Annotated in this window: 23 protein-coding genes; 9 read left to right on the top strand and 14 right to left on the bottom strand. The window is 69.9% G+C overall.

Going from position 1 to position 21,513, the window contains the following annotated elements; all coding sequences use genetic code 11:
• Window positions 1-431: 431 nt before the first annotated feature.
• The 5 genes from ACFXGJ_RS03290 to sdhC all read right to left on the bottom strand — a co-directional run bounded on the left by ACFXGJ_RS03290 (window position 432) and on the right by sdhC (window position 4,446).
• The gene (locus ACFXGJ_RS03290; RefSeq protein WP_378422331.1) at window positions 432-851 is read right to left on the bottom strand and encodes a helix-turn-helix domain-containing protein; all 420 of its coding nucleotides are present in this window, start codon (window positions 849-851) and stop codon (window positions 432-434) included.
• A gap of 211 nt (window positions 852-1,062) precedes the next feature.
• Entirely contained in the window at window positions 1,063-1,836 is a 774-nt protein-coding gene (locus tag ACFXGJ_RS03295; RefSeq protein ID WP_378616442.1) for a succinate dehydrogenase iron-sulfur subunit, read from the bottom strand.
• A complete protein-coding gene (sdhA, locus tag ACFXGJ_RS03300) occupies window positions 1,836-3,587 on the bottom strand; it encodes a succinate dehydrogenase flavoprotein subunit (protein WP_378616444.1) in 1,752 nt (583 codons plus the stop codon). The genes ACFXGJ_RS03295 and sdhA overlap by 1 nt, the downstream gene beginning before the upstream one ends.
• Window positions 3,588-3,602: 15 nt before the next feature.
• Complete coding sequence (locus tag ACFXGJ_RS03305) at window positions 3,603-4,040, bottom strand: succinate dehydrogenase hydrophobic membrane anchor subunit (RefSeq protein WP_378422336.1); 438 nt, start codon at window positions 4,038-4,040, stop codon at window positions 3,603-3,605.
• Window position 4,041: 1 nt separating this feature from the next.
• Complete coding sequence (gene sdhC / locus ACFXGJ_RS03310) at window positions 4,042-4,446, bottom strand: succinate dehydrogenase, cytochrome b556 subunit (RefSeq protein WP_072753666.1); 405 nt, start codon at window positions 4,444-4,446, stop codon at window positions 4,042-4,044.
• Window positions 4,447-4,714: 268 nt separating this feature from the next.
• On the opposite strand from sdhC, the gene ACFXGJ_RS03315 reads away from it, so the two are divergent.
• From ACFXGJ_RS03315 to ACFXGJ_RS03325, 3 genes are read left to right on the top strand one after another with little or no spacing between them, the layout of a single operon-like run.
• A complete protein-coding gene (locus ACFXGJ_RS03315) occupies window positions 4,715-5,137 on the top strand; it encodes a cytidine deaminase (RefSeq protein ID WP_378616446.1) in 423 nt (140 codons plus the stop codon).
• The gene (locus ACFXGJ_RS03320; RefSeq protein WP_378616555.1) at window positions 5,137-6,426 is read left to right on the top strand and encodes a thymidine phosphorylase; all 1,290 of its coding nucleotides are present in this window, start codon (window positions 5,137-5,139) and stop codon (window positions 6,424-6,426) included. The genes ACFXGJ_RS03315 and ACFXGJ_RS03320 overlap by 1 nt, the downstream gene beginning before the upstream one ends.
• Before the next feature lie 9 nt (window positions 6,427-6,435).
• Complete coding sequence (locus ACFXGJ_RS03325; protein WP_378616449.1) at window positions 6,436-7,527, top strand: adenosine deaminase; 1,092 nt, start codon at window positions 6,436-6,438, stop codon at window positions 7,525-7,527.
• Between the two features lie 10 nt (window positions 7,528-7,537).
• Here the strand turns inward: ACFXGJ_RS03325 and ACFXGJ_RS03330 are convergent, their stop codons facing one another.
• From ACFXGJ_RS03330 to ACFXGJ_RS03350, 5 genes are read right to left on the bottom strand one after another with little or no spacing between them, the layout of a single operon-like run.
• The gene (locus tag ACFXGJ_RS03330; protein WP_378616451.1) at window positions 7,538-8,809 is read right to left on the bottom strand and encodes a primosomal protein; all 1,272 of its coding nucleotides are present in this window, start codon (window positions 8,807-8,809) and stop codon (window positions 7,538-7,540) included.
• A gap of 10 nt (window positions 8,810-8,819) precedes the next feature.
• Complete coding sequence (locus ACFXGJ_RS03335) at window positions 8,820-9,158, bottom strand: YbaB/EbfC family nucleoid-associated protein (protein WP_378616453.1); 339 nt, start codon at window positions 9,156-9,158, stop codon at window positions 8,820-8,822.
• A gap of 44 nt (window positions 9,159-9,202) precedes the next feature.
• A complete protein-coding gene (locus ACFXGJ_RS03340) occupies window positions 9,203-9,568 on the bottom strand; it encodes a hypothetical protein (RefSeq protein ID WP_378616455.1) in 366 nt (121 codons plus the stop codon).
• Window positions 9,565-10,740 carry a C40 family peptidase gene (locus tag ACFXGJ_RS03345; RefSeq protein ID WP_378616457.1) on the bottom strand — a complete coding sequence of 392 codons (1,176 nt, stop codon included), beginning with the start codon at window positions 10,738-10,740 and terminating at the stop codon, window positions 9,565-9,567. The genes ACFXGJ_RS03340 and ACFXGJ_RS03345 overlap by 4 nt, the downstream gene beginning before the upstream one ends.
• Window positions 10,741-10,742: 2 nt before the next feature.
• Window positions 10,743-11,066, bottom strand: coding sequence for a type VII secretion target (locus tag ACFXGJ_RS03350; RefSeq protein ID WP_378616459.1), 324 nt, complete (start codon window positions 11,064-11,066; stop codon window positions 10,743-10,745).
• Between the two features lie 137 nt (window positions 11,067-11,203).
• Between ACFXGJ_RS03350 and upp the strand changes: the two genes are divergently transcribed.
• Window positions 11,204-11,833 carry a uracil phosphoribosyltransferase gene (gene upp, locus ACFXGJ_RS03355; protein WP_378616461.1) on the top strand — a complete coding sequence of 210 codons (630 nt, stop codon included), beginning with the start codon at window positions 11,204-11,206 and terminating at the stop codon, window positions 11,831-11,833.
• Between the two features lie 10 nt (window positions 11,834-11,843).
• On the opposite strand, the gene ACFXGJ_RS03360 is transcribed toward upp, so the two are convergent.
• The 3 genes from ACFXGJ_RS03360 to ACFXGJ_RS03370 are packed head-to-tail and all read right to left on the bottom strand — an operon-like array spanning window position 11,844 to window position 14,843.
• Window positions 11,844-12,551 carry a hypothetical protein gene (locus ACFXGJ_RS03360; RefSeq protein WP_378616463.1) on the bottom strand — a complete coding sequence of 236 codons (708 nt, stop codon included), beginning with the start codon at window positions 12,549-12,551 and terminating at the stop codon, window positions 11,844-11,846.
• 22 nt (window positions 12,552-12,573) lie between these two features.
• Window positions 12,574-14,061 (bottom strand): phospho-sugar mutase, encoded by a 1,488-nt coding sequence (locus tag ACFXGJ_RS03365; RefSeq protein WP_378616465.1) that lies wholly within the window; start codon window positions 14,059-14,061, stop codon window positions 12,574-12,576.
• On the bottom strand, window positions 14,058-14,843 hold the full coding sequence (locus ACFXGJ_RS03370; protein ID WP_378616467.1) for a purine-nucleoside phosphorylase: 786 nt from the start codon (window positions 14,841-14,843) through the stop codon (window positions 14,058-14,060). The genes ACFXGJ_RS03365 and ACFXGJ_RS03370 overlap by 4 nt, the downstream gene beginning before the upstream one ends.
• 53 nt (window positions 14,844-14,896) lie before the next feature.
• Here ACFXGJ_RS03370 and ACFXGJ_RS03375 point away from each other — a divergent pair, with 53 nt between their 5' ends.
• From ACFXGJ_RS03375 to ACFXGJ_RS03385, 3 genes are all read left to right on the top strand, one after another.
• A complete protein-coding gene (locus tag ACFXGJ_RS03375; protein ID WP_378616469.1) occupies window positions 14,897-15,595 on the top strand; it encodes an enoyl-CoA hydratase/isomerase family protein in 699 nt (232 codons plus the stop codon).
• 183 nt (window positions 15,596-15,778) lie between these two features.
• A complete protein-coding gene (locus ACFXGJ_RS03380; protein WP_378616471.1) occupies window positions 15,779-16,972 on the top strand; it encodes a M20 family metallopeptidase in 1,194 nt (397 codons plus the stop codon).
• Complete coding sequence (locus ACFXGJ_RS03385) at window positions 16,969-18,129, top strand: M20 family metallopeptidase (protein ID WP_378616473.1); 1,161 nt, start codon at window positions 16,969-16,971, stop codon at window positions 18,127-18,129. Before ACFXGJ_RS03380 ends, ACFXGJ_RS03385 begins: the two co-directional genes overlap by 4 nt.
• A gap of 5 nt (window positions 18,130-18,134) precedes the next feature.
• Here ACFXGJ_RS03385 and ACFXGJ_RS03390 read toward each other — a convergent pair whose 3' ends face one another.
• Window positions 18,135-18,608: a gamma-glutamylcyclotransferase gene (locus tag ACFXGJ_RS03390; protein WP_378616475.1), complete on the bottom strand. Its 474-nt coding sequence runs from the start codon at window positions 18,606-18,608 to the stop codon at window positions 18,135-18,137.
• A 159-nt stretch (window positions 18,609-18,767) separates the two neighbouring features.
• Between ACFXGJ_RS03390 and ACFXGJ_RS03395 the strand changes: the two genes are divergently transcribed.
• Together ACFXGJ_RS03395 and ACFXGJ_RS03400 are read left to right on the top strand one after the other, a co-directional pair.
• On the top strand, window positions 18,768-20,171 hold the full coding sequence (locus ACFXGJ_RS03395) for an NAD(P)H-quinone dehydrogenase (RefSeq protein ID WP_378616478.1): 1,404 nt from the start codon (window positions 18,768-18,770) through the stop codon (window positions 20,169-20,171).
• A gap of 164 nt (window positions 20,172-20,335) precedes the next feature.
• Complete coding sequence (locus ACFXGJ_RS03400) at window positions 20,336-21,505, top strand: PLP-dependent aminotransferase family protein (RefSeq protein ID WP_378616480.1); 1,170 nt, start codon at window positions 20,336-20,338, stop codon at window positions 21,503-21,505.
• Window positions 21,506-21,513: the final 8 nt, after the last annotated feature.

A 21,513-nucleotide genomic window follows, 5' to 3' on the forward strand; every position in this document is an offset into this window, starting at 1 on the left:
GGTGGTGGGGACGACTGTGGTGGTGGGGACGACTGTGGTGGTGGGGACGACTGTGGTGGTGGGGACGACTGTGGTGGTGGGGACGACTGTGGTGGTGGGGACGACTGTGGTGGTCGGGACGACCGTGGTGGTCGGGACGACCGTGGTGGTCGGGACGACCGTGGTGGTCGGGACCTGAGTGGTCGTGGGGGCCACCGTGGTCGTCGGGTGGCCGCAACCGTGACGATCGCGATCGCCGTGGCCGTGGTCGCAGTGCCAGCCGTGACGATCGCTGGGCCCGTCCCCGCTCTCGTTCGCTGCGATTGCGCCCTGATCGACCGAATCTGGGTATGCGGCAGCGATTCCCGGTGTCAGTGCCATAGACCCGACAAAGGCGCCGGCGGCCAGAATCCGCCAGCGCCCGGGTCGTCGCCGAGTTCCCCCCACCAGTGCTACTCGGTCGAATCAGGAGGTGTTGCGGGCAATCCCTCACTGCGACGGAGCTTCTCGGCCATGGCTGTGAGAAGTTCCTGCGATTCCGTCGAGAGGTCGAAGGCTCGGGCAGACAGGCGGCGCAATCCGTAGCCGCGAAGCTGGGCGAGCAGTTCCAGGTCGTGGTCGATGCGCGCGGCGTAGATGTCGTCGAAGAAGTAGTCCGACTTGACCTTGAAGAACTGGGCAAGTGCCGCAACGGTTTCCGGGGACGGATTGGTGCGTTGACCATTCCGCAGCTGCGAGATGTACGGCTTCGAGATCCGATGGCCTGCGGAGTTGAGGGCTTCGGCGACCTCGGTGTTCGTGTGGGGCTTCCGGCCGGCGGGATGAACAGTCTCGAAGAGCTTGTTCAGCCGAGAAGCGAAGTCTGACTCCATTGACGTAGGTCCCGATCCCTTCGTGTTTGTCTGACCCTCGTCAAGCGAGGACCGCCCCCCTGTGCGACTCATGGTAACCGATGGATAACCGACCGGGTAGAAGTTTGGGTACCGAACATAATGAATTCCATATTTGCAAATCTTCGCACGGCAAATGGCGCGGCCCCCGAAAGGGACCGCGCCATTTGCGTCTTGCTGAGAGTTAGCGAGGCTACCGCGCGAAGAGCAGCGCGCGCTTGACCTCCTGGATCGCCTTCGTCACCTGGATGCCACGGGGGCACGCGTCGGTGCAGTTGAACGTCGTGCGGCAGCGCCACACACCGTCCTTGTCGTTGAGGATGTCGAGCCGCTCGGCGGCGCCCTCGTCACGGCTGTCGAAGATGAACCGGTGTGCGTTCACGATCGCGGCCGGGCCGAAGTAGCTGCCGTCGCTCCAGTACACCGGGCACGAGGTGGTGCAGCACGCGCACAGGATGCACTTGGTGGTGTCGTCGAAGCGAGCGCGGTCGGCCTGCGACTGGATACGCTCGCGGGTCGGCTCGTTGCCCGACGTCATCAGGAAGGGCTTGACGGCACGGAACGCGTCGAAGAACGGCTCCATGTCGACCACGAGGTCCTTCTCCACCGGCAGGCCCTTGATGGGCTCGACGGTGATGGTGACCGGCTTGCCGTCCTTGGGCAGCAGGTCCTTCATCAGGATCTTGCAGGCCAGGCGGTTGACGCCGTTGATCCGCATCGCGTCCGAGCCGCACACGCCGTGCGCGCAGGAGCGACGGAAGGTCAGCGTGCCGTCCAGGTAGCCCTTCACGTACAGCAGCAGGTTCAGCATGCGGTCCGACGGCAACGCCGGAACCTGGAAGCTCTCCCAGTGCTGGCCCTCGCCGTCCTCGGGGTTGAGGCGAGCGATCTTGAGGGTGACCATCGTCGCGCCCTCGGGCACGGGCGGCAGCGCGGGTGCGTCCTTGTCTACAGCGGGTGCGGACATCAGTACTTACGCTCCATCGGCTCGTAGCGGGTCTGGACCACCGGCTTGTAGTCGAGACGGATGTCGGAGAGCAGGCCGTCGCCCTCCTTGTAGGCCATGGTGTGCTTCATGTACTCGGCATCGTTGCGATCCGGGAAGTCCTCGCGGGCGTGGCCGCCTCGCGACTCCTTCCGGTTGAGCGCGCCGACGACGGTGACCTCGGCCATTTCCAGCAGGAAGCCGAGCTCGACGGCCTCGAGCAGGTCGCTGTTGTAGCGCTTGCCCTTGTCCTGCACGGTGATGTGGTTGTAGCGCTCCTTGAGCGCCCGCACGTCGTTGAGTGCCTGGGTCAGCGTGGCATCGGTGCGGAACACCGACGCGTTGTTGTCCATGGTCACCTGCAGTTCCGTGCGGATGTCCGCGACCCGCTCGTGACCGTGGTCCGAGAGGATGACCGCGAGCCACTCCTCGACCATCTTGGCCGGCTCGTCGGGCAGCGGCACGAACTCGGAGTTGTTCGCGTGCTCGGCGGCGGCGATGCCGGCCCGGCGGCCGAACACGTTGATGTCGAGCAGCGAGTTGGTGCCGAGGCGGTTCGCGCCGTGCACCGAGACGCAGGCGCACTCGCCGGCGGCGTACAGGCCGGGGACGTGGTCCTCGTTGTTGCGGAGCACCTCACCGTTGATCTTGGTGGGAATGCCGCCCATCACGTAGTGACAGGTGGGGTACACGGGCACCAGCTCGGTGACCGGGTCCACGCCCAGGTAGGTGCGGGCGAACTCGGTGATGTCGGGGAGCTTCTCCTCGAGCACCTCCTCGCCGAGGTGGGTCACGTCGATGTAGACGTAGTCCTTGTTCGGGCCTGCGCCGCGGCCCTCGAGCACCTCGAGCACCATCGAGCGGGCGACGATGTCGCGGGGCGCGAGGTCCTTGATGGTGGGCGCGTAGCGCTCCATGAACCGCTCGCCGTCGGCGTTGCGGAGGATGCCGCCCTCGCCGCGGACGGCCTCGGAGATGAGGATGCCGAGTCCGGCCAGTCCTGTCGGGTGGAACTGGTGGAACTCCATGTCCTCCAAGGGGAGACCCTTGCGGAAGATGATGCCCATGCCGTCACCGGTGAGGGTGTGGGCGTTGGACGTCGTCTTGTACATGCGTCCCGAGCCGCCGGTGGCGAACACGATGGACTTCGCGTGGAAGACGTGGATCTCGCCGGTCGAGAGCTCGTAGGCGATGACGCCGGTCGCGACCGGGCCGTTCTCGGTCTCGGTGAGGGCGATGTCGAGCGCGTAGTACTCGTTGAAGAACTCGACGTCGTGCTTGACGCAGTTCTGGTACAGCGTCTGCAGGATCATGTGGCCGGTGCGGTCCGCGGCGTAGCAGGCCCGGCGAACCGGGGCCTTGCCGTGGTCGCGAGTGTGGCCGCCGAAACGACGCTGGTCGATCTTGCCTTCGGGGGTGCGGTTGAAGGGCAGACCCATCTTCTCCAGGTCGAGCACCGCGTCGATGGCCTCCTTGGCCATGATCTCGACGGCGTCCTGGTCGGCGAGGTAGTCGCCGCCCTTGACGGTGTCGAAGGTGTGCCACTCCCAGTTGTCTTCCTCCACGTTCGCCAGCGCGGCACACATGCCGCCCTGCGCCGCGCCGGTGTGGCTGCGGGTGGGGTAGAGCTTGGTCAGGACCGCGGTGCGTGCGCGCGGGCCGGCCTCGATGGCGGCGCGCATCCCGGCGCCGCCTGCGCCGACGATGACCACGTCATAACGATGTTCCAGCATGAAGTTTCTGCTCCCCTAGGCCGAGATGTTGGGGTCGAAGGTGAAGATGACATACGTGCCGAGGCCCATGATCAGGATCATCGACACCACGAGAATCGCGTTCAGCCAGAACCGCGTGGAGTCCTTGCGCGAGTAGTCCGCAATCACCGTGCGCAGGCCGTTGCCGCCGTGCAGCTGGGCGAGCCAGAGCATGGTCAGGTCCCAGAACTGCCAGAACGGGCTGGCCCACCGGCCGGCGACGAAACCGAAATTGATGCGGTGCACGCCGTCGTCCATCATCAGCATGATGAACAGGTGACCGAGCACCAGCACGATCAGCGCGAGGCCGGACAGGCGCATGAACAACCAGGCGTAGAGCTCGAAGTTGTTCTTCGCCTGACGCCGCGGCGAACGCGGGTTGTCCAGGCTGGCGGGACGGTCGTAGGACGTTCCCAGGCTCTTCGCTTCAGTCATCTCAGTGCCCCGCAAACATGTTGTAGAAGATGCGGCCCGCGCCGGGAATCATCACGACGAACCAGATCGCGATGATGATCCAGAGCATCGGGCGCTGGTACTGCGGACCCTTCGACCAGAAGTCCACGAGCATCACGCGGACGCCGTTGAGTGCGTGGTAGAGCACCATCGCGACCAGAGCGAGCTCCATGAGCCCGACGAGCGGGTTCTTGTAGGTCTCGATGACCCGGTCGTAGGTGTCCGGATTGACTCGCACCAGTGCGGTGTCGAGTACGTGGACGAAGAGAAAGAAGAATGTCGCGACGCCGGTGATCCGGTGTAGAACCCAGGACCACATTCCGGGGTCGCCCCGGTATAGCGACCGTGTGCGCTCCTTCGCCGGAGCGGCTTCAGTCGTGCTACTCATCGAGTGCTGTGCCTCCAACGTCTTTGGTGGACGTGTCGCACCCCGTTTGGCTGTTTCATCTGGGACGACCCTGGAGTTTTCAGCCTTGGCGCGACGTGTACCTGAACCGACTTCCTGCACTGTAATCCCCGGCCAATCTGGGAACTAATTCGACAGGCGGTTCGTACGAGCGCCCCGGAGGCATCTTAGGTTTGCCTGTCCAATGCCGTCGGCGGGGTTCGCGACGATCTTCTGCATCCATTCAGTGCGCGTGCTTTGATGGTGAACTGTGCCCGAGATTGACTGGAAGATGTTGCGCGACAAAGCAGATAGCGTCATGAGGTGTGCGTACGCGCCGTACTCGAACTTCCCGGTGGGGGCGGCGGCCCTAGTCGACGACGGTCGTGTTGTCACCGGATGCAATGTGGAAAATGTCTCATACGGACTCGGCCTGTGCGCCGAATGTGGACTCGTCAGTAACTTACACGCGACCGGCGGCGGCCGCCTGGTGGCGTTCTCCTGCCGCGACGCGCTCGGCCAGGTACTGATGCCCTGCGGGCGGTGCAGGCAACTGCTTTTCGAACACGGCGGGGTGGAGCTGCTGATCGACACCGCGACCGGTGCGGTTGCGCTCGGTGACCTGCTGCCGCAGGCGTTCGGCCCTGACGATCTGGCCAGGGTGCGGCGCAGCGACCAGGGACCGACACCGTGATCGCCGACGCGGTCTCGCTCATCACCGCAAAACGCGACGGTCGCGAGCTGACGGACGCGCAGATCGGGTGGCTGATCGGCGCGTACACCCGCGGCGACGTCGCCGACGAGCAGATGTCCGCGCTGGCCATGGCCATCGTCTTCCGTGGCATGACCCGCGCCGAGACCGCCGCCTGGACCCACGCGATGATCCGCACCGGACGCCGCATGGACCTCAGTGCGCTGGCCAGGCCGACCGTCGACAAGCACTCGACCGGCGGGGTGGGGGACAAGATCACCCTGCCGCTGGCGCCGCTGGTCGCCGCCTGCGGCGCGGCGGTTCCCCAGCTGTCCGGTCGGGGGCTCGGCCACACCGGCGGCACCCTCGACAAGCTGGAGTCGGTGCCGGGCTGGCGCGCGGATCTGTCACCCGCGGAGATCGGCGCCATCCTCGCGGACCCGGCGGTCAGCGCGGTGGTCTGTGCGGCGGGCGCCGACCTGGCGCCGGCGGACCGCAAGTTGTACGCGCTGCGGGACGTGACCGGAACCGTCGAGTCCATACCCCTGATCGCCAGCTCGATCATGAGCAAGAAGATCGCCGAGGGCGCGGGCGCGCTGGTGCTGGACGTGAAGGTTGGATCGGGCGCGTTCATGAAGAACGCCGCCGACGCCCGCGAACTCGCCACCACGATGGTCGAACTGGGCGCGGACGCAGGCGTGCGTACCGTCGCGCTGCTCACCGCGATGGACACCCCGCTCGGTTGCTCGGCGGGCAATGCGCTCGAGGTCGCCGAGTCCCTGGAGGTGCTCGCCGGGGGCGGGCCTGCGGACGTGGTGGAACTGACGCTGACACTGGCCCGCGAAATGCTCTGCGCCGCAGGACTCGACGGGCAGGACCCGGCCGAGGCGTTGCGCGACGGCAGGGCGATGGACCGGTGGCGGGCCATGCTGCGGGCCCAGGGCGGCGATCCCGCCGCGCCGTTGCCGACCGCGCGCGAGCGGGACGTGGTGACCGCGACGGAATCCGGTGTGCTGACACGCCTCGACGCGATGGCGGTCGGCGTGGCCGCCTGGCGGCTCGGCGCCGGGCGCGAGCGGCAGGGGCAGCCGGTGCAGTCCGGTGCCGGGGTGCAGTGGCACGCCCGGCCCGGCGACACCGTCGTTGCGGGGCAGCCGCTGCTCACCCTGCACACCGACACCCCCGCCAGGTTCGCCGCCGCGCGGCTGGCGCTCGACGGCGCCTGGTCGGTCGGCGACACGCCGCCGGAGGAGCCGCTGGTCATCGACCGCATCGGGCTCGTGCGGGTCTAGCGTCGACACATGAGCCCGGCACCTCTCGACCTCCCGACCGTGCGGACCGCTCCGAAGGCGCTGCTGCACGACCACCTCGACGGCGGACTTCGGCCCGCCACCGTCCTCGAACTGGCCCACGACTGCGGGTACGACCGACTACCCGCGAACGACGCGGACTCCCTCGCCGCCTGGTTCGCGGACGCGGCGGGCAGCGGCTCGCTCGAGCGGTACCTCGAGACCTTCGAGCACACCGTCGCGGTCATGCAGACGCCCGAGGGGCTCGCCCGGGTCGCCCGCGAGTGCGCGCTCGACCTCGCGGCGGACTCGGTGGTGTACGCGGAGGTCCGCTTCGCGCCCGAGCAGCACCTCGAGCAGGGCCTGAGCCTCGACGAGGTGGTGCACCACACGCTCCTCGGCTTCGAGGAAGGTGTGGCGCTCGCGCGCGAGCAGGGGCAGCAGATCCGGATCGGCTGCCTGCTCACCGCGATGCGCCACGCCGCCCGCTCGCTCGAGATCGCCGAGCTCGCGGTCCGGTTCCGGGACCGGGGTGTGGTCGGGTTCGACATCGCCGGCGCCGAGGCCGGGCACCCGCCGAGCAGGCACCTGGACGCCTTCGAACACATGCGGGCGAACAACGCGCACTTCACGATTCACGCGGGTGAGGCGTTCGGCCTGCCGTCCATCCACGAGGCCATCGCCTTCTGCGGCGCCGACCGGCTCGGCCACGGGGTGCGGATCACCGACGACATCGCGGTGAGTTCCGCGGACTCGGCAGAGCTGGGACGGCTCGCGAACTACGTGCGGGACAAGCGCATCCCGCTGGAGCTGTGCCCGAGTTCGAACGTGCAGACCGGCGCGGTGTCCAGCCTCGAGAAGCACCCGTTCGACCTGCTCGCCCGGCTGCGGTTCCGGGTCACCGTCAACACCGACAACCGGCTGATGAGCGCGACCAGCATGAGCGAGGAGATGGTCAAGCTCGCCACCACCTTCGGCTACGGGTGGAGCGACCTCGAGCGGTTCACGATCAACGCGATGAAGTCGGCCTTCATCCCGTTCCCGGACCGGCTCCGGCTGATCGACGAGGTCGTCAAGCCGGGCTACGCGGTGCTGATCGGGTGAGCGGCCGCCGCTACTCCGGGCGCAGTCGCGTCTCGAACTCCTGCTCGAGTGCCCGCCAGGACTCGGACTCGGCGGTGAACGGCGCGCTCGGCGACATCCGGTTCGGATCCGGGTCGAGCACGTAGGAGACGTACCAGCCGAGGGGAGTGGACGCCGCGAGCGCCTGCTCGGTGGACTCGTCGCGCGCGTACTCCGCGGCGTCGGTGAACAGTTCGACCGCCAGGTCCAGCTGGTCGGCGTCCACGGCCCGCGGTCCCGCGGCCAGGTCGTCGGCGAGTCCGGGCAGCACGTAGACGTTCTCGTCGGTGACCTCGACCTCCAGCGAGCCGTCCACCGCCGCGGCCTGAACGTCCCCGTAGGTGCTCACCCGCGCGAGGTCGTGGTCGTGGTTGTCGGCGAGGTAGCGGGCCAGCGCCCGCTCCGAGGTGAAGACCAGGATGCGTCCGGACTTGCCGAGGAACACCGGGTCGTCGTCGAGGTAGCACCGCAGGGTGAAGTAGGTGGCGGACGAGGTGATGATCTTCACCGGGTCGATGCCGACCGAGGTCCAGAACGAATCGTCTTCCGCGGCAAGGGCGGTCGGGTCGACGATCTCGTCGTCGAGGTTGAGCGTCATGAATTCGAGGTCGTCGGCGTCCTCGTCGGACTCCTCCGCCGCGTCGTCCGCGTCGACGACGTTCTCCTCCGCGGCCAGGATCTCCGCCTCGGCGACCGCGACCGCGGCCGGGTCGACCTCGGGCACCGCGACGATCCCGTCGACGGCGTCCAGCACGTTGTCCCAGCCGGCCGCGACCGCGGCACCGACCTGGTCCCACAGCTCCTCGCCGTCGCGTCCGACGAAGGTCGCGACCCCACTCGGAAGCGCCCGCAGGATGGGGTGCGAGCTGAAGAATCGGATGACCACGTCGAGTTCGCAGACCTCGCCGATGGTGCGCACCATCTCGAGCGTCGCGTCGAGTTCGTTCAGGGTCTCCGCGTCCGGGTCGCCCGCGGCGAGCTCGGGCACCCCGATCAGGTCGTAGGCGTGTTCCTCGTCCGGCTCGAACTCGTCCGCGGACAGCGCCGCCACCGTCGGCCACGAGGGGTGCTCGACCAGGTCGTGATCGGTCTCGACCCGGATGAATGCGGTCAGGTCGGCGACCGACGCGAAGGCGTAGAGGTTCTCCTCGTGCCCGAGGAACGCCTCCCACTCGTCGTCCCCCTCACGCCACCGCGGGGCCCACAGGGTGACGAGGTCTCCGTCGGTGAGACCGAGTTGGATCGGGACGATGTCTCCAGCCATGGCGCGAAGCCTAGTAGGTCAGTGCGTCGTGAAGCGATGCCAGGATCTGATCCCGTCGCCCGGCGACGATCTCGGCGGCCGCCGCGGTCGCCTCGACGACGGCACGCCCGAGGTCGCGGGCATCGACGCGGTCGAGCGCTTCGACGATCCGAAGGTCGCGCAGACCGCCCTGCTCGTCGACCTCCACGGTCACCAGACCGGACTCGTGGGTGACTCGGGCCCGCAGTGTCGTCAGCCCGCGCAGGGCCTGTTCCAGGTTCTCGATGCGCTGCGCTGCGCGGGCGACGACGGGGTCCATCTCGTTCGCAGTGTGAACGTTTCGCTCGCCCATGATGTTTCGCTCGCTCACAGGGTCATGGTTTCGCTCGCTCACAGGGCTATGGTTTCGCTCGCTCACAGCGGCCGCATCCAGCTCGTCGGTGCGGGCTCGTCCAGTTCGTCGGTCCGCTGTGAGCGGGCCAACTCCTCGCGGGTGGGCAGGCCGAGGCGGTCCAGTATGTCCGCCCGCACCCCGGCGCGGGCGAGGTCCTCACGCCGACGGACCTTGGCCTCGGCCGCCGACGCGTGGCAGATCTCGAGGATCGCGGCGGCCAACCGACCGCTGCCGTAGCGCAGCTCTCGCTGGTCGATGCAGACCTCCGACGGCTGACCACGGTCGGTCGCCGTGACCGTGACCGTGCCGGACCGGTTGCTCGTCGTCGCCGAGGCGGTGTCGGGGACGCCGGCGGCCGGTGAATCGGCGTCGTGCGGGGCGCTCATGCGGTCGGCCTGTAGAAGCCGCGGAATCCCATTCCGATGTTGTCGGTTCGCACCGCGCTCACGCTGACCGGATCGCCCGCTTCGACCATCTGGTTGTTCCCGATCACCATCGCGACGTGACCGTCCCAGACCGCGAGGTCGCCGGGCATGAGATCCGACCGGTCGACCTGGATACCGATGTCCTGCTGATCGGCCAGGCGGGGCAGGTTCACGCCCGCCTCCCCGTACGCCCACTGGGTCAGACCCGAACAGTCCAGCCCCTCGCCCGGGGAGGTGCCGCCCCACACGTACGGGACACCCTGCTGGGTCAACGCGTTGCGGACGGCGTCGGCGGCCTCCTGGTTCGGCGCCACCGCGGTGCTGCCGTCGGGCAGCGAGACCAGGACGCCGCCGCGGCTGCCGAGAGGATCGACGCTGCCGCCCCGAGGGTGCACCACCGGCCGGCCGCCCGCGGACGGCTCACTGCTCGATCCGGGTCCGAACATGCTGCTCCCGCCGAATCCCGCGTAGCTCTCGCCCGGTGTGGTGGACGCCGCCTGGGCGAAACCCCGGCCGAAGCCGCTGAACGCGTCGCCGCCCTGCAGTGCGGGCGGCCGCGACATGCTCGGCCCGGCACCGGACGGGCGCACCGATGCCTGCGCGAGCGCCGGGTCCGTCGTGCCCTGGGACGGGTCCGGCGCGGTGAGTTCGGTCATCGCCGAGGTGTGCGCGGTCAACTCGGCCCGCACCCGGGCCACCACGGCGAGGCCGCGGGACAGGTGGTCGATGGCCGACGCGACGACGGCGATCTGGCCGGCCGGCGTCGCGAGGGCGGGTCCGGCGGCAACGGCGACCGAGACGAAGGACTGCACGATCGCCTCGAGTTCGGCCATGCCGGCATTGACGTCCCGTGACGCGGCGGTGAGCACCCGTGCGATCTCCTGCCCGCGGTCGGACAGCACGACGTGCTGGGACTGGGCCTGCTCGGCCTTCGCGCTCGCGGTGCGCGCGGCGTTGCCCGACCACACGCCGCCGAGCTCGGCGAGGCCGAGTTTGCCGACCGCGTAGGCCGAGTCGAGGGCAGCGGAGGCGACCCGAAGTGCGTCCGCGGGTCCGTCGGAGGGCATGACCCCGGTGCCGAAGGTCTCCAGCAGCTCGACCAGGGGACGGGCGAGCAGGTCGATGCCGATCATGCTCACGCCTCCAGGCCTTTGCCGGACGCGTCGAGTCCGTCGGCGGCACCGAGGTCGGCGGTGTCGTAGGCCAGAGCGGAGGCGGCGGCGGTCGAACTCATGCTGCCGAGGTCGTCCGCGAGGTCGCGCAGTGCGGCGGCGTGCCCGCCGTGCGCGGAGGCGAACGCGACGAGGAAGTCGCCGCCGATCAGGCCGAACACCGGCCCGAGCATCGCCGGGCCCGCCGCCGCGGCCCCCACCGCAGCGGCGCGCACCTGGGCCGACATCGTCTCGGCGGTCACGCCATAGGCGCGAATGCCGTCGGTCACCGCAGAAATCTGTGTCATCTCGGCAATCCCCCCGGTCGTCGGTTGCAGATCGGTGACAGTGCCCGCCGCGAGGCCGGACGTGCTGTCACGAGTTTGGACGCAGTCCACCGTGGTCCGGTTCCACCGCGACGTCGCCGGCGCATATTCTGTCGGCCATGGACACGCGAGTGGTGGATCATCCGTTGGCGGCTTCCCTGTTGACCACGATGCGTGACGCCCGCAGCGACAATCCGGCCTTTCGGGCCGCGTTGCGCGAGCTGACCCAGATGCTGATCTACGAGGCCATCCGGGATGCCGAGGTCGAGGTGTTCGAGGTGCAGACGCCGGTCGCGCCTGCCCGCGGCGTCCGGCTGGCGCACCCGCCGCTGCTGGTGCCGGTGCTGCGCGCGGGCCTCGGCATGGTCGAGCAGGCGAGTTCGCTGATCCCGCAGTCGCAGGTGGGCTTCGTCGGGATGGCCCGGGACGAACAGACCCATCAGCCGGTGCCGTATCTCGAATCGCTGCCGAGCGACCTGTCCGCCGTCCCCGTCTACGTACTCGACCCGATGCTCGCGACCGGTGGGTCGATGGTGCGCACCATCGAACTGCTCGTCGACCGCGGCGCCACCGACATCACCGCCGTCTGCGTCGTCGCGGCGCCGCAGGGCGTCACCGCGCTCGAGGAGTCCGGGTTCCCGGTCCGCCTCGTCACCGCCAGTGTCGACCAGGGACTGAACGAGGACGCGTACATCGTGCCCGGTCTCGGCGATGCGGGCGACCGTCAGTTCGGTCCTCGCAACATCTAGCGGATGCCGGTCAGCGCGATGCGAACTCGAGCATTGGCTCGCGCGCGAGGATGGTCGTGCCGCGGGTGATGACGAGCGCACCGGGCGAGAGCGAGTAGGACGTCGACCCGTTCGTCACGACGAACAGGTCGCCGATGCGCAGTGGCCCGTCGAGTTCGATCGTCGCGCCGTCGCTCAGTCGCACCGCGCGGTAGTACAGGCCGCCCGTGCCGGTCTGGCAGATCGACACCAGCGACCGCGACGTCCGGCCCACGGCCACCGCGGGATTGACGGAATCGCACCGGGCGCCGGAATAGCTCACGAACCCCTGGGCGTCGGTGCCGCTGACGCCCAGCCCCGGCGCGGAGGGTGCGGCGACGGGCTCGGGCGCCTCGCGCGGTGGCGCGGCCTCGACGACGACGGTGGTGGGCGCGGGCGGCGGTGCCGGTGCCGGGGGAGCGGGCGGTTCGACGGTCGCGGTCACCGTGACCACGACGGTGCTCGGCGCGGGCAGTGCCGCGGGCGCGGCGTCCGTGCCCGATTCCCGGATCACGACCAGCGCGGTCGCGATGATCGCGGTCGCGACGATCAGTCCGACCGCGAACGACCCGAGCAGGATCGGCAGTCGCCAGTGGTGCGGATGTGCGGGTCCGCCCGTGGCGGGGGGATTGTGGGGGTACTCACCCGAATCGGGTTCCGGCTCTTGGGTCGGTGCGTACCGCGACGGGTCCTCGTTCATTGCCCCGCAGTCTAGGGACAGCTCACAGCCGGCGTGCGTGTTCGGCCACCGCTGTCAGCCGGGCGGTGGCCGCGGCGCGGGCGCGGGCCAGGTCCGCCGGGCCGCTGACCTGCTCCACCACCTCGAGGTAGCACTTGAGCTTCGGCTCGGTTCCGGACGGCCGCACCACCATTCGCGTGCGCCCTCCCTGCAGCACCACCGCGTCCGTGCGTTCCTGGCCCCGCCGGTCCGACAGGTCCTCGGCGGTCACCGCGTCGCCGGCCAGCTGCGTGGGCAGGTCGGACCTCAGCCGGGTCATGAGGTCGACCAACTCGTCCTGGTGCCCGACCCGCCGGGAGACCTGGGCGGTCGCGTGCACGCCGAACTCGAGCGCGAGATCGTCGAGGACGTCGAGCAGCGACCGGCCGCCGGCCTTCAGCGCGGCGGCGAGTCCCGCCGTGAGGACCGCCGTCGCGATACCGTCCTTGTCCCGCACGGAGTCCGGGTCGACGCAGTACCCGATCGCCTCCTCGTACGCGTACACGAGGCCCGGCCCCGACCTGACCAGCCACTTGAATCCGGTGAGTGTCTGCGCGAACCGTGCCCCGCGTGCCGCGGCGATCCGTGCCAGCAGTTGCGAGGACACGATCGTGGTGGCGACGAGGGGGTCCGGGCCTGCAGTGCCAAGCACGTGCTCGCCGAGGACCGCGCCGAGTTCGTCGCCGCTGAGCATCCGCCACCCGTCGGGACCGGGCACACCCACCGCGCAGCGGTCCGCGTCCGGATCGAGCGCGATCGCCAGGTCCGCGTCCACCCGCGCCGCCAGTTCGAGCAGCGCGTCGGTGGCCCCCGGCTCCTCCGGGTTCGGGAAATCGACGGTCGGGAAGTCCGGATCGGGTTCGAATTGTTCTGCGACGGTGTGCACATCGGTGAACCCTGCTGCTGTGAGCGCAGCGATCGCGGTCGCTCCGCCCACCCCGTGCAGGGGGGTCAGGGCGATCCGCAGGCGACGCTCCTCGCCACGCGGCAGCGCCGCGACCCTCGCCAGGTACTCGCAGACCAGGGTGTCGTCGGCCGGCGAGACCGGCAGCCGGGGCACCGACGCGGCGGGACCGACGGATTCGACGGCCTGTTCGATCTCCCGGTCTGTCGGTGAGATCAGCTGCGCGCCACCGTCGACGTACACCTTGTACCCGTTGTCGGTGGCCGGGTTGTGCGATGCGGTGATCTGGACTCCGGCCTGCGCGCCGAGCCGGCGGACCGCGAAGGCGAGTACCGGGGTCGGCAGCGGCCGGGGCAGCACGACCACGGAGAAGCCCTCCGCGGCAAGCACTTCGGCGGCCGCCTCGGCGAACTCGGCGGAGCCGTGACGAGCGTCCCGGCCCACCACCACCGTGGAGCCGCCGAGGCAGCGGCCCCGCAGCCAGGCGGCGAGGCCGGCGGTGGTGCGGACGACGACGGCGAGATTCATGCAGTCCGGTCCGTCGCCGAGTGGACCGCGCAGGCCCGCCGTGCCGAAGAGCAGACTCACAGCGCGGCCACCAGTTCGCGGAGCAGGACTCCGATCCGGCCCGCGGAGGCGGCGCCCGCGGCGAGCACCTCGGTGTGGTCGAGCGGCCGGCCGGTGATCCCGGCGGCGAGGTTGGTCACCAGCGACAGTCCGAGCACCCGTGCACCGACCGCCCGCGCCGCGATCGTCTCGTGCACGGTCGACATCCCGACCAGGTCCGCGCCCAGCGTGCGGAGCATCCGGATCTCCGCGGGTGTCTCGTAGTGCGGCCCGGGCAGCGCGGCGTACACGCCCTCGGTGAGCGACGGCTCGATGCGCCGTGCGAGGTCACGCAGTTCGGGGGAGTAGGCGTCGACCAGATTGACGAACTCGGCTCCCACGAGCGGCGAGCGCGCAGTGAGGTTCAGGTGGTCGGCGATCAGCACCGGCTCGCCGACGCTCAGGCCCTCCCGGATCCCGCCCGCCGCGTTGGTCAGGACGACGGTGCCCGCGCCCGCGGCGCACGCGGTGCGCACCGGGTGCACGACCCGGGACAGGTCGTGCCCCTCGTAGGCGTGGGTGCGCCCGAGCATCAGCAGGACCGAGTGGTCACCGACCCGGACGGACCGCAGTTCGCCGGCGTGCCCGGACGCGGTGGGGGCGGCGAAACCGGGCAGGTCGGCCATCGGCACCGTCGCCTGCGGCGGGCCGAAGGCGTCCGCGGCCTCCTGCCAGCCGGAGCCGAGGACGATCGCGACGTCGTGCCTCGGGACTCCGGTGCGTTCACCGAGGACGTGCGCGGCCTGCTGCTCGAGGTTGCCCATGACCGGACACAGTACTGACGACAGGCGAAGTTACTCGTAGGTAGTATTCGGCCATGCCTTATCTCGAGCGCGACGGCGACGTCTTCATCCTGTACCTCGGCAACGAGGGTCAGACCGACAGCGAGAACCGCTTCCATCCCGACTGGATCGACGCGATTCACGCCAAGCTGGACGAGGTCGAGGCCCACGACGGTCCCGCCGCGCTCGTCACGGCGGCCACCGGCAAGTTCTTCACCAACGGGCTCGACACCGACTGGCTGTTCGGAAACCTGGACAAGTCGCACTGGTACCTCGACCGCGTGCACACCGTGTTCGCGCGGCTGCTCACCTTCCCGATGACCACGGTCGCGGCCGTGCAGGGGCACGCGTTCGGTGCCGGGGCGATGCTCGCGACCTCGCACGACCTCCGGGTGATGCGGTCCGACCGCGGGTACTACAGCCTGCCCGAGGCCGCGCTCAACATGCCCTTCACTGTCGGCATGAACGCACTGATGACGCTGCAGTTGCCGCGCCCGACCGCGGTCGAGGCCATGACGACCAGCCGGCGCTACGGCGGGGCGGACGCCCTCGCGGCAGGCATCGTCAACGACACCGCGGAGGGCGAAGGCGTGCTGGCCGCCGCGGTGGCCCGCGCCGCCGCGACGACGAACCTGCGCGGCCCGAACCTCGCGGGCATCAAGCGTGGAATCCACGGCCCGATCCTCGCCGGGCTCGCCACCGCGACGGACCCGAGCAACCTCAGCTTCGGGTGAGTCCCCGGCCGATGGTGCCCTGATCGGGCACCATCGGCATCCGCCGGAGGGGCTCCTCGGGCGAAGCCTCGGGTTGGTCGAGGTGGCTCCTCGGGCGAAGCCTCGGGTTGGTCGAGGTGGCTCCTCGGGCGAAGCCTCGGGTTGGTCGAGGTGGCCTGCAGCGGTAGATGAGAGACTGAAACCGTGAACTCGGAAGTGGACGACGCGGTCGCCTCGGCGCAGGCCGACCTGATCGGGTTGTCCCATTCCATCCACGCCGAGCCCGAGCTCGCGTTCGCGGAGTATCGCAGCGCCGCGAAGACGGCGGACCTGCTCTCCCAGTACGGGTTCGAGATCGAGGCGCCGATCGCAGACCTGCCGACTGCTTTCAGTGCGACGTACGGCAGCGGTGAACTCGTGATCGGGATCTGTGCAGAGTACGACGCGCTGCCCGAGATCGGTCATGCCTGCGGGCACAACATCATTGCAGCCGCGGCGGTCGGCGCGGGTCTCGCGCTTGCGCCGCTGGCCGATCGGCTCGGCATCACGATCCGCGTGCTCGGCACCCCGGCCGAGGAGAGCGGCGGCGGCAAGGTCCTGATGCTCGAGCGCGGTGCGTTCGACGGACTCGGCGCGGCTCTGATGGTGCATCCGGGGCCCGAGGACATCGCGGGCGCCACCTCGCTCGCGATGGCAGATCTGGCGGTCACCTTCAGCGGGCGGGAGGCGCACGCGTCGGCTGCCCCGCAGCTCGGACGCAATGCCGCCGACGCCGCCACCGTCGCTCAGGTGGGGCTCGGGTTGCTGCGTCAGCACCTGTCCGCTGGGCAGCAGATGCACGGGATCGTCAGCGACGGCGGGACCGCGCCGAACATCGTGCCCGCGCGCACCGAGATGCTGTACTACCTGCGTGCCCGGACCGCCGACTCGCTCGCGGATCTGACCGACCGGGCCCTGGCGTGTTTCGAGGCGGGGGCGCTGGCCGCCGGCTGCAGTCACGAGATTCGAACCGTGTCACCGAATTACACGGAACTGCGACCGGACCCCTGGCTGGTGCAGGTCTACCGTGAACTGATCGAGAAGGCGGGGCGCACGCCGCTGGCCCCGGAATGGGAAGGATCTCGTCCGTTGGGCAGTACCGACATGGGGAACGTCACGCACGTGCTCCCGGGCATCCATCCGGTGATCGGCATCGACTCGGCCGGCGCGGTGACCCACCAGCCGGAGTTCGCCGCGGCCTGCGTCACCGCCTCGGCGGATCGCGCGGTGCTCGACGGTGCCCGAGCGCTGGCGGGCACCGCGATCGCCGCCGCCACCGATCGCGCGCAGCGTGAGCGACTGCTCCAGGGTGCGCAGCGACGCAACGAGGAGCGTCGGCGTGGGGTGGGCCGGTCGTGACCGCATCGATCGACCGCTGGATCGCCGAGCACACCGAGGACCTCTCGCGGTGGCGGCGGCACATCCACGCGCATCCCGAGCTGGCCCGCCGCGAGTTCGCCACCACCGAGTTCGTCGCGACACGGCTGATCGCGGCCGGGCTCGAGCCGCGAATCCTGCCCGGGGGGACCGGACTGACGTGTGACATCGGCCCGGACGGCCCGCGGATCGCGCTGCGCGCGGACATGGACGCGCTGCCTCTGCAGGAGGACACCGGTGCCCCGTACGCGTCCACCGTCGCCGGCGTCTCGCACGCGTGCGGTCACGACGCCCACACCACCATCCTGCTCGGAACGGGCCTCGCGCTGGCGAGGATGCCGGACCTGCCGGTCGGCGTCCGCCTGATCTTCCAGCCGGCCGAGGAGGTCATGCCGGGCGGCGCGTTGGACGTCGTCGCCGCGGGTGCCATGCAGGACGTGGCGAGAATCTTTGCCCTGCACTGTGATCCGCGGCTCGCGGCGGGTCAGGTCGGGGTGCGGCTCGGCGCGATCACGTCCGCGGCCGACACGGTCGAGCTGGTGCTCGACTCGCCCGGTGGACACACGTCGCGGCCGCACCTGACCACCGACCTGGTCTACGCGCTCGGCACCGTCATCACCGGACTGCCCGGCATGCTCAGCCGCCGGATCGATCCTCGGACGAGCACGGTGATGGTCTGGGGCGCGGTCACCGCGGGCCAGGCGCCGAACGCGATCCCGCAGTCGGGCAGGCTGGTCGGCACGGTGCGGACCGGGGACCACGAGACCTGGGCGCTGCTCGAGCCGCTGGTGCGCGAGATCGTCAACGGCCTGCTCGCCCCGACGGGCGTGCGCTACGAGCTGAACTATCGCCGCGGGGTGCCGCCGGTGGTCAACGACGAGGTCTCGACCCGGATGTTCGAGCGCGCGATCTCCGCGCTCGGTCCCGGCGCACTGGCGGACACCCCGCAGTCGGGTGGCGGCGAGGACTTCTCCTGGTACCTCGAGGAGGTGCCGGGTGCGATGGCGCGTCTCGGCGTCTGGTCGGGTATCGGCGAGCAGCTCGACATCCACCAGCCGACCTTCGACCTGGACGAGCGGGCGCTCGCCGTCGGGGTGCGGGTGCTGGTCAACCTCGTGCTCGGCGGAGCCGCGATCTAGGCGGTTCAGCCGGAGAAGCCCGAGGTCCCCGGGCCGACATTGCGGCTGTTGCGGGTGCGCAGATCGCGGACGTAGTCGGCGGGTGCGCCGGCGATCTCCGCCGCGTCGGCCATCACGCCGAGGTACCGCGCCGAGGGGAGCCCGCCCTCGTAGGCGTCGAGCACGTACAGCCAGGCCAGGACGGGCTCGCCGTCGGTGTCCACCCGCAGCCGGATCTTGCGGTGGATCCCCAGCTCGGACCCCTCCCAGCGGTCGAGGCTGACCTCGTCCTCGTCGGGGACGTCGTAGAGCACCACGAACACGCGGGAGTCGGGGTCCTCGACCACGGTCGCGAGCGCGCCCTCCCAGCCGATGTCGCCACCGCTGAAGGTCAGCCGCCAGCCGCTCAGCCAGCCGGTTCCCGCCATGGGGGAGTGCGGGCAGCGCTCGAGCATCTGCTCTGGGTGCATGTTGGATCCGTAGGCGGCGTAAATCGGCACGGCGAAAGCCTAAACCGTACCGGGCGGACCGCGAACCGCACACAGCATTTTCCGACCCGTTCGGCGCATGGAACTCGTGCCAGAGTGCGAGCGCGAGCTGCGGTGGAATAGCGTGGACACACCGAGATATGCGCGAACCTGCCGAAACATGGAGGATGAATGACCCGGATCGTGATCATTGGTGGCGGACCGGCGGGCTACGAGGCTGCCCTGGTTGCGGCCCAGCACGGCGCGACCGTGTCGTTGGTCGATTCGGACGGCGTCGGCGGCGCCTGCGTGCTGTGGGACTGCGTGCCGTCGAAGACATTCATCGCTTCCACCGGTCTGCGGACCGACATGCGCAAGGCGAGCGATCTCGGAATCAGCTTCGACCTGTCGCAGGCCACCGTCTCCCTGCCGAAGATCAACTCCCGCGTCAAGAGCCTCGCGCAGGCGCAGTCCGCCGACATCCGCGACAAGCTGCAGAGTGCCGGCGTGGACCTGCTCTTCGGCACCGCGGAACTGATCGACTCCGTGATCGGGATGGCCGTGCACCAGGTGCGGGCCAACCTGGAGAACGGGTCCGAGCGGATCCTCGACGCGGACGTGGTGCTCATCGCGACCGGTGCGTCCCCGCGCATCCTGCCCACCGCGCAGCCCGACGGTGAGCGGATTCTGAACTGGCGTCAGCTCTACGACCTGGAGGCGCTGCCCGAGCACCTCGTCGTGGTCGGTTCGGGTGTCACCGGTGCCGAGTTCGTCTCGGCCTACACGGAGATGGGCGTGCAGGTGACCATGGTCTCGAGCCGGGACCGGGTGCTGCCGCACGAGGACGCGGACGCGGCCCTGGTGCTCGAGGAGGCGCTCTCCGAGCGCGGAGTGAACCTGGTCAAGCACGCCCGCGCGGACGCCGTCGAGCGCACCGCCGACGGCGTGCTGGTCAAGTTGGCGGACGGTCGCACGGTGACGGGCAGCCACGCGTTGATGACCGTGGGGTCGACGCCGAACACCGCGGGTCTGGGGCTCGAGAAGGTGGGCATCGACCTCGACAAGGGCGGATACCTGCGGGTGGACCGGGTCTCGCGCACCTCGGTCTCGGGGATCTACGCCGCAGGCGACTGCACCGGCCTGCTGCCGCTGGCCTCGGTCGCGGCCATGCAGGGGCGCATCGCGATGTACCACGCCCTCGGCGAGGGCGTGAGCCCGATCAAGCTCAAGACCGTCGCGTCCGCGGTGTTCACCCGCCCGGAGATCGCGACCGTCGGCGTCAGCCAGGCCGCCATCGACGGGGGCGAGGTGCCCGCCCGCACGGTGATGCTGCCGCTGAACACGAACCCGCGCGCCAAGATGTCGGGGTTGCGGCGCGGCTTCGTGAAGATCTTCTGCCGACCGGCGACCGGCGTCGTGATCGGTGGTGTGGTGGTCGCGCCGACGGCGTCCGAGTTGATCCTGCCGATCGCGATCGCGGTCCAGAACAACCTCTCGGTCAACGACCTGGCGCAGACCTTCTCGGTGTACCCGTCGCTGACCGGTTCGATCACCGAGGCCGCGCGCCAGCTGATGCGGCACGACGACCTCGACTGACCGTTCTCGACATGTGAGACGAATGGTTCACTTGGTGGACGATTTCGTGCGATAGTCGGAGGGTCGGCCGGTACCCCCGGCCCCTTCGACGCCTCCCGCCCCGCGGATCCGCCGGCGATCAGGTGCCCTCACCTCGTTCGTTCCGCTGCCTCCTGGGAGGTCTCATGTCCCTCACTCTCGCCCGTCGGATGGGCGCACTGCGCAGTTCCGCCATCCGCGACCTGCTCACCGTCACCGCGCGCCCCGACGTCGTCAGCCTCGCCGGAGGCCTGCCCGATCCCGAACTCGTTCCGCGTGAACGGATTCGGCAGGAGTCCGAACGGGTGCTCGGCGCGTCGGGCGCGCTGCAGTACACGGAGACGGCGGGGTGGTTCGGCCTGCGGGAGGTGATCGCGTCGCGCGAGGTCGGGGGTGCGGTGAGCCCGCACGAGGTGGTCGTCACCCACGGCTCCCAGCAGGCGCTGAGCCTGCTGGCCCAGGTCCTGCTCGATCCGGGTGCGAGTGTGGTGGTCGAGGAACCCGCATACACCGGTGCGCTGCAGGTCTTTCGGGCCGCGGAGTCCCGGGTGCTCACGGTGCCCGTCGACGTCGACGGCATGCGCACCGACCGCCTCGAGGAGTTGCTCGACCAGGGCGAGAGGCCGGTGGTGGTGCACACCGTGAGCAACTTCCACAACCCGCGCGGCGCCACCATGACCGCCGCGCGGCGCGCGCACCTGGCCGGGCTGGCCGAGCGCTTCGGGTTCTGGATCGTCGAGGACGATCCGTACGGTGAGTTGTACTACGGCAGCGCGCCACCGGATCCCGTTGCCGCACAATCAGACCGGGTGATCAGGCTGTCGAGCGCGTCGAAGATCCTCGCGCCCGCACTCCGGGTCGGCTGGCTGCGCGGACCCCGGGAGCTGTGCGCGGCGGTCGAGTTGGTCAAGCAGGGCGCCGACCTGTGCGGGTCGACCCTGACCCAGCAGATTGCGGCCGGACTGCTGGCCGACGCGCCGTGGCTGGACGAACACCTGGCTGCGATCCGCGCCGCGTACGGGGCGCGGGCGGAGGCGCTGCACGCCGCGCTCACCGCCGAGTTCGGCGAGTCGGTGGAGTCGACCCCGGCGGGTGGCGGCATGTTCAGCTGGGTGGAGTTTCGCGACGGCACCGACACCGACGCGTTGCTGCAGAGGGCGGTCGAGCGGCGCGTCGCCTTCGTCCCCGGCTCGGCCTTCGCGGTCGACGGCGGACATCGCCACGGGGCACGGCTGTGTTTCACGACGAACACCGCGCAGACCCTGGAACTGGCGGTCGAGCGGCTCGGGCAGGCGCACCACTCGCTCACCCCCTGACCGCCCAC

The organism is Rhodococcus sp. NPDC059234 (assembly GCF_042754225.1).
In the GTDB taxonomy this organism is placed as follows: Bacteria; Actinomycetota; Actinomycetes; order Mycobacteriales; family Mycobacteriaceae; genus Rhodococcus_G.

Bases quoted from the DNA above. Each gene is read 5' to 3' on its own strand.
- ACFXGJ_RS03350 (WP_378616459.1), bottom strand. From the start codon at position 11,066: ATGACACAGATTTCTGCGGTGACCGACGGCATTCGCGCCTATGGCGTG.
- ACFXGJ_RS03305 (WP_378422336.1), bottom strand. From the start codon at position 4,040: ATGACTGAAGCGAAGAGCCTGGGAACGTCCTACGACCGTCCCGCCAGC.
- sdhA (WP_378616444.1), bottom strand. From the start codon at position 3,587: ATGCTGGAACATCGTTATGACGTGGTCATCGTCGGCGCAGGCGGCGCC.
- ACFXGJ_RS03330 (WP_378616451.1), bottom strand. From the start codon at position 8,809: ATGGCTGGAGACATCGTCCCGATCCAACTCGGTCTCACCGACGGAGAC.
- ACFXGJ_RS03370 (WP_378616467.1), bottom strand. From the start codon at position 14,843: ATGGGCAACCTCGAGCAGCAGGCCGCGCACGTCCTCGGTGAACGCACC.
- sdhC (WP_072753666.1), bottom strand. From the start codon at position 4,446: ATGAGTAGCACGACTGAAGCCGCTCCGGCGAAGGAGCGCACACGGTCG.
- ACFXGJ_RS03375 (WP_378616469.1), top strand. From the start codon at position 14,897: ATGCCTTATCTCGAGCGCGACGGCGACGTCTTCATCCTGTACCTCGGC.
- ACFXGJ_RS03295 (WP_378616442.1), bottom strand. From the start codon at position 1,836: ATGTCCGCACCCGCTGTAGACAAGGACGCACCCGCGCTGCCGCCCGTG.
- ACFXGJ_RS03400 (WP_378616480.1), top strand. From the start codon at position 20,336: ATGTCCCTCACTCTCGCCCGTCGGATGGGCGCACTGCGCAGTTCCGCC.
- ACFXGJ_RS03340 (WP_378616455.1), bottom strand. From the start codon at position 9,568: ATGAGCGCCCCGCACGACGCCGATTCACCGGCCGCCGGCGTCCCCGAC.
- upp (WP_378616461.1), top strand. From the start codon at position 11,204: ATGGACACGCGAGTGGTGGATCATCCGTTGGCGGCTTCCCTGTTGACC.
- ACFXGJ_RS03290 (WP_378422331.1), bottom strand. From the start codon at position 851: ATGGAGTCAGACTTCGCTTCTCGGCTGAACAAGCTCTTCGAGACTGTT.
- ACFXGJ_RS03395 (WP_378616478.1), top strand. From the start codon at position 18,768: ATGACCCGGATCGTGATCATTGGTGGCGGACCGGCGGGCTACGAGGCT.
- ACFXGJ_RS03345 (WP_378616457.1), bottom strand. From the start codon at position 10,740: ATGATCGGCATCGACCTGCTCGCCCGTCCCCTGGTCGAGCTGCTGGAG.
- ACFXGJ_RS03360 (WP_378616463.1), bottom strand. From the start codon at position 12,551: ATGAACGAGGACCCGTCGCGGTACGCACCGACCCAAGAGCCGGAACCC.
- ACFXGJ_RS03325 (WP_378616449.1), top strand. From the start codon at position 6,436: ATGAGCCCGGCACCTCTCGACCTCCCGACCGTGCGGACCGCTCCGAAG.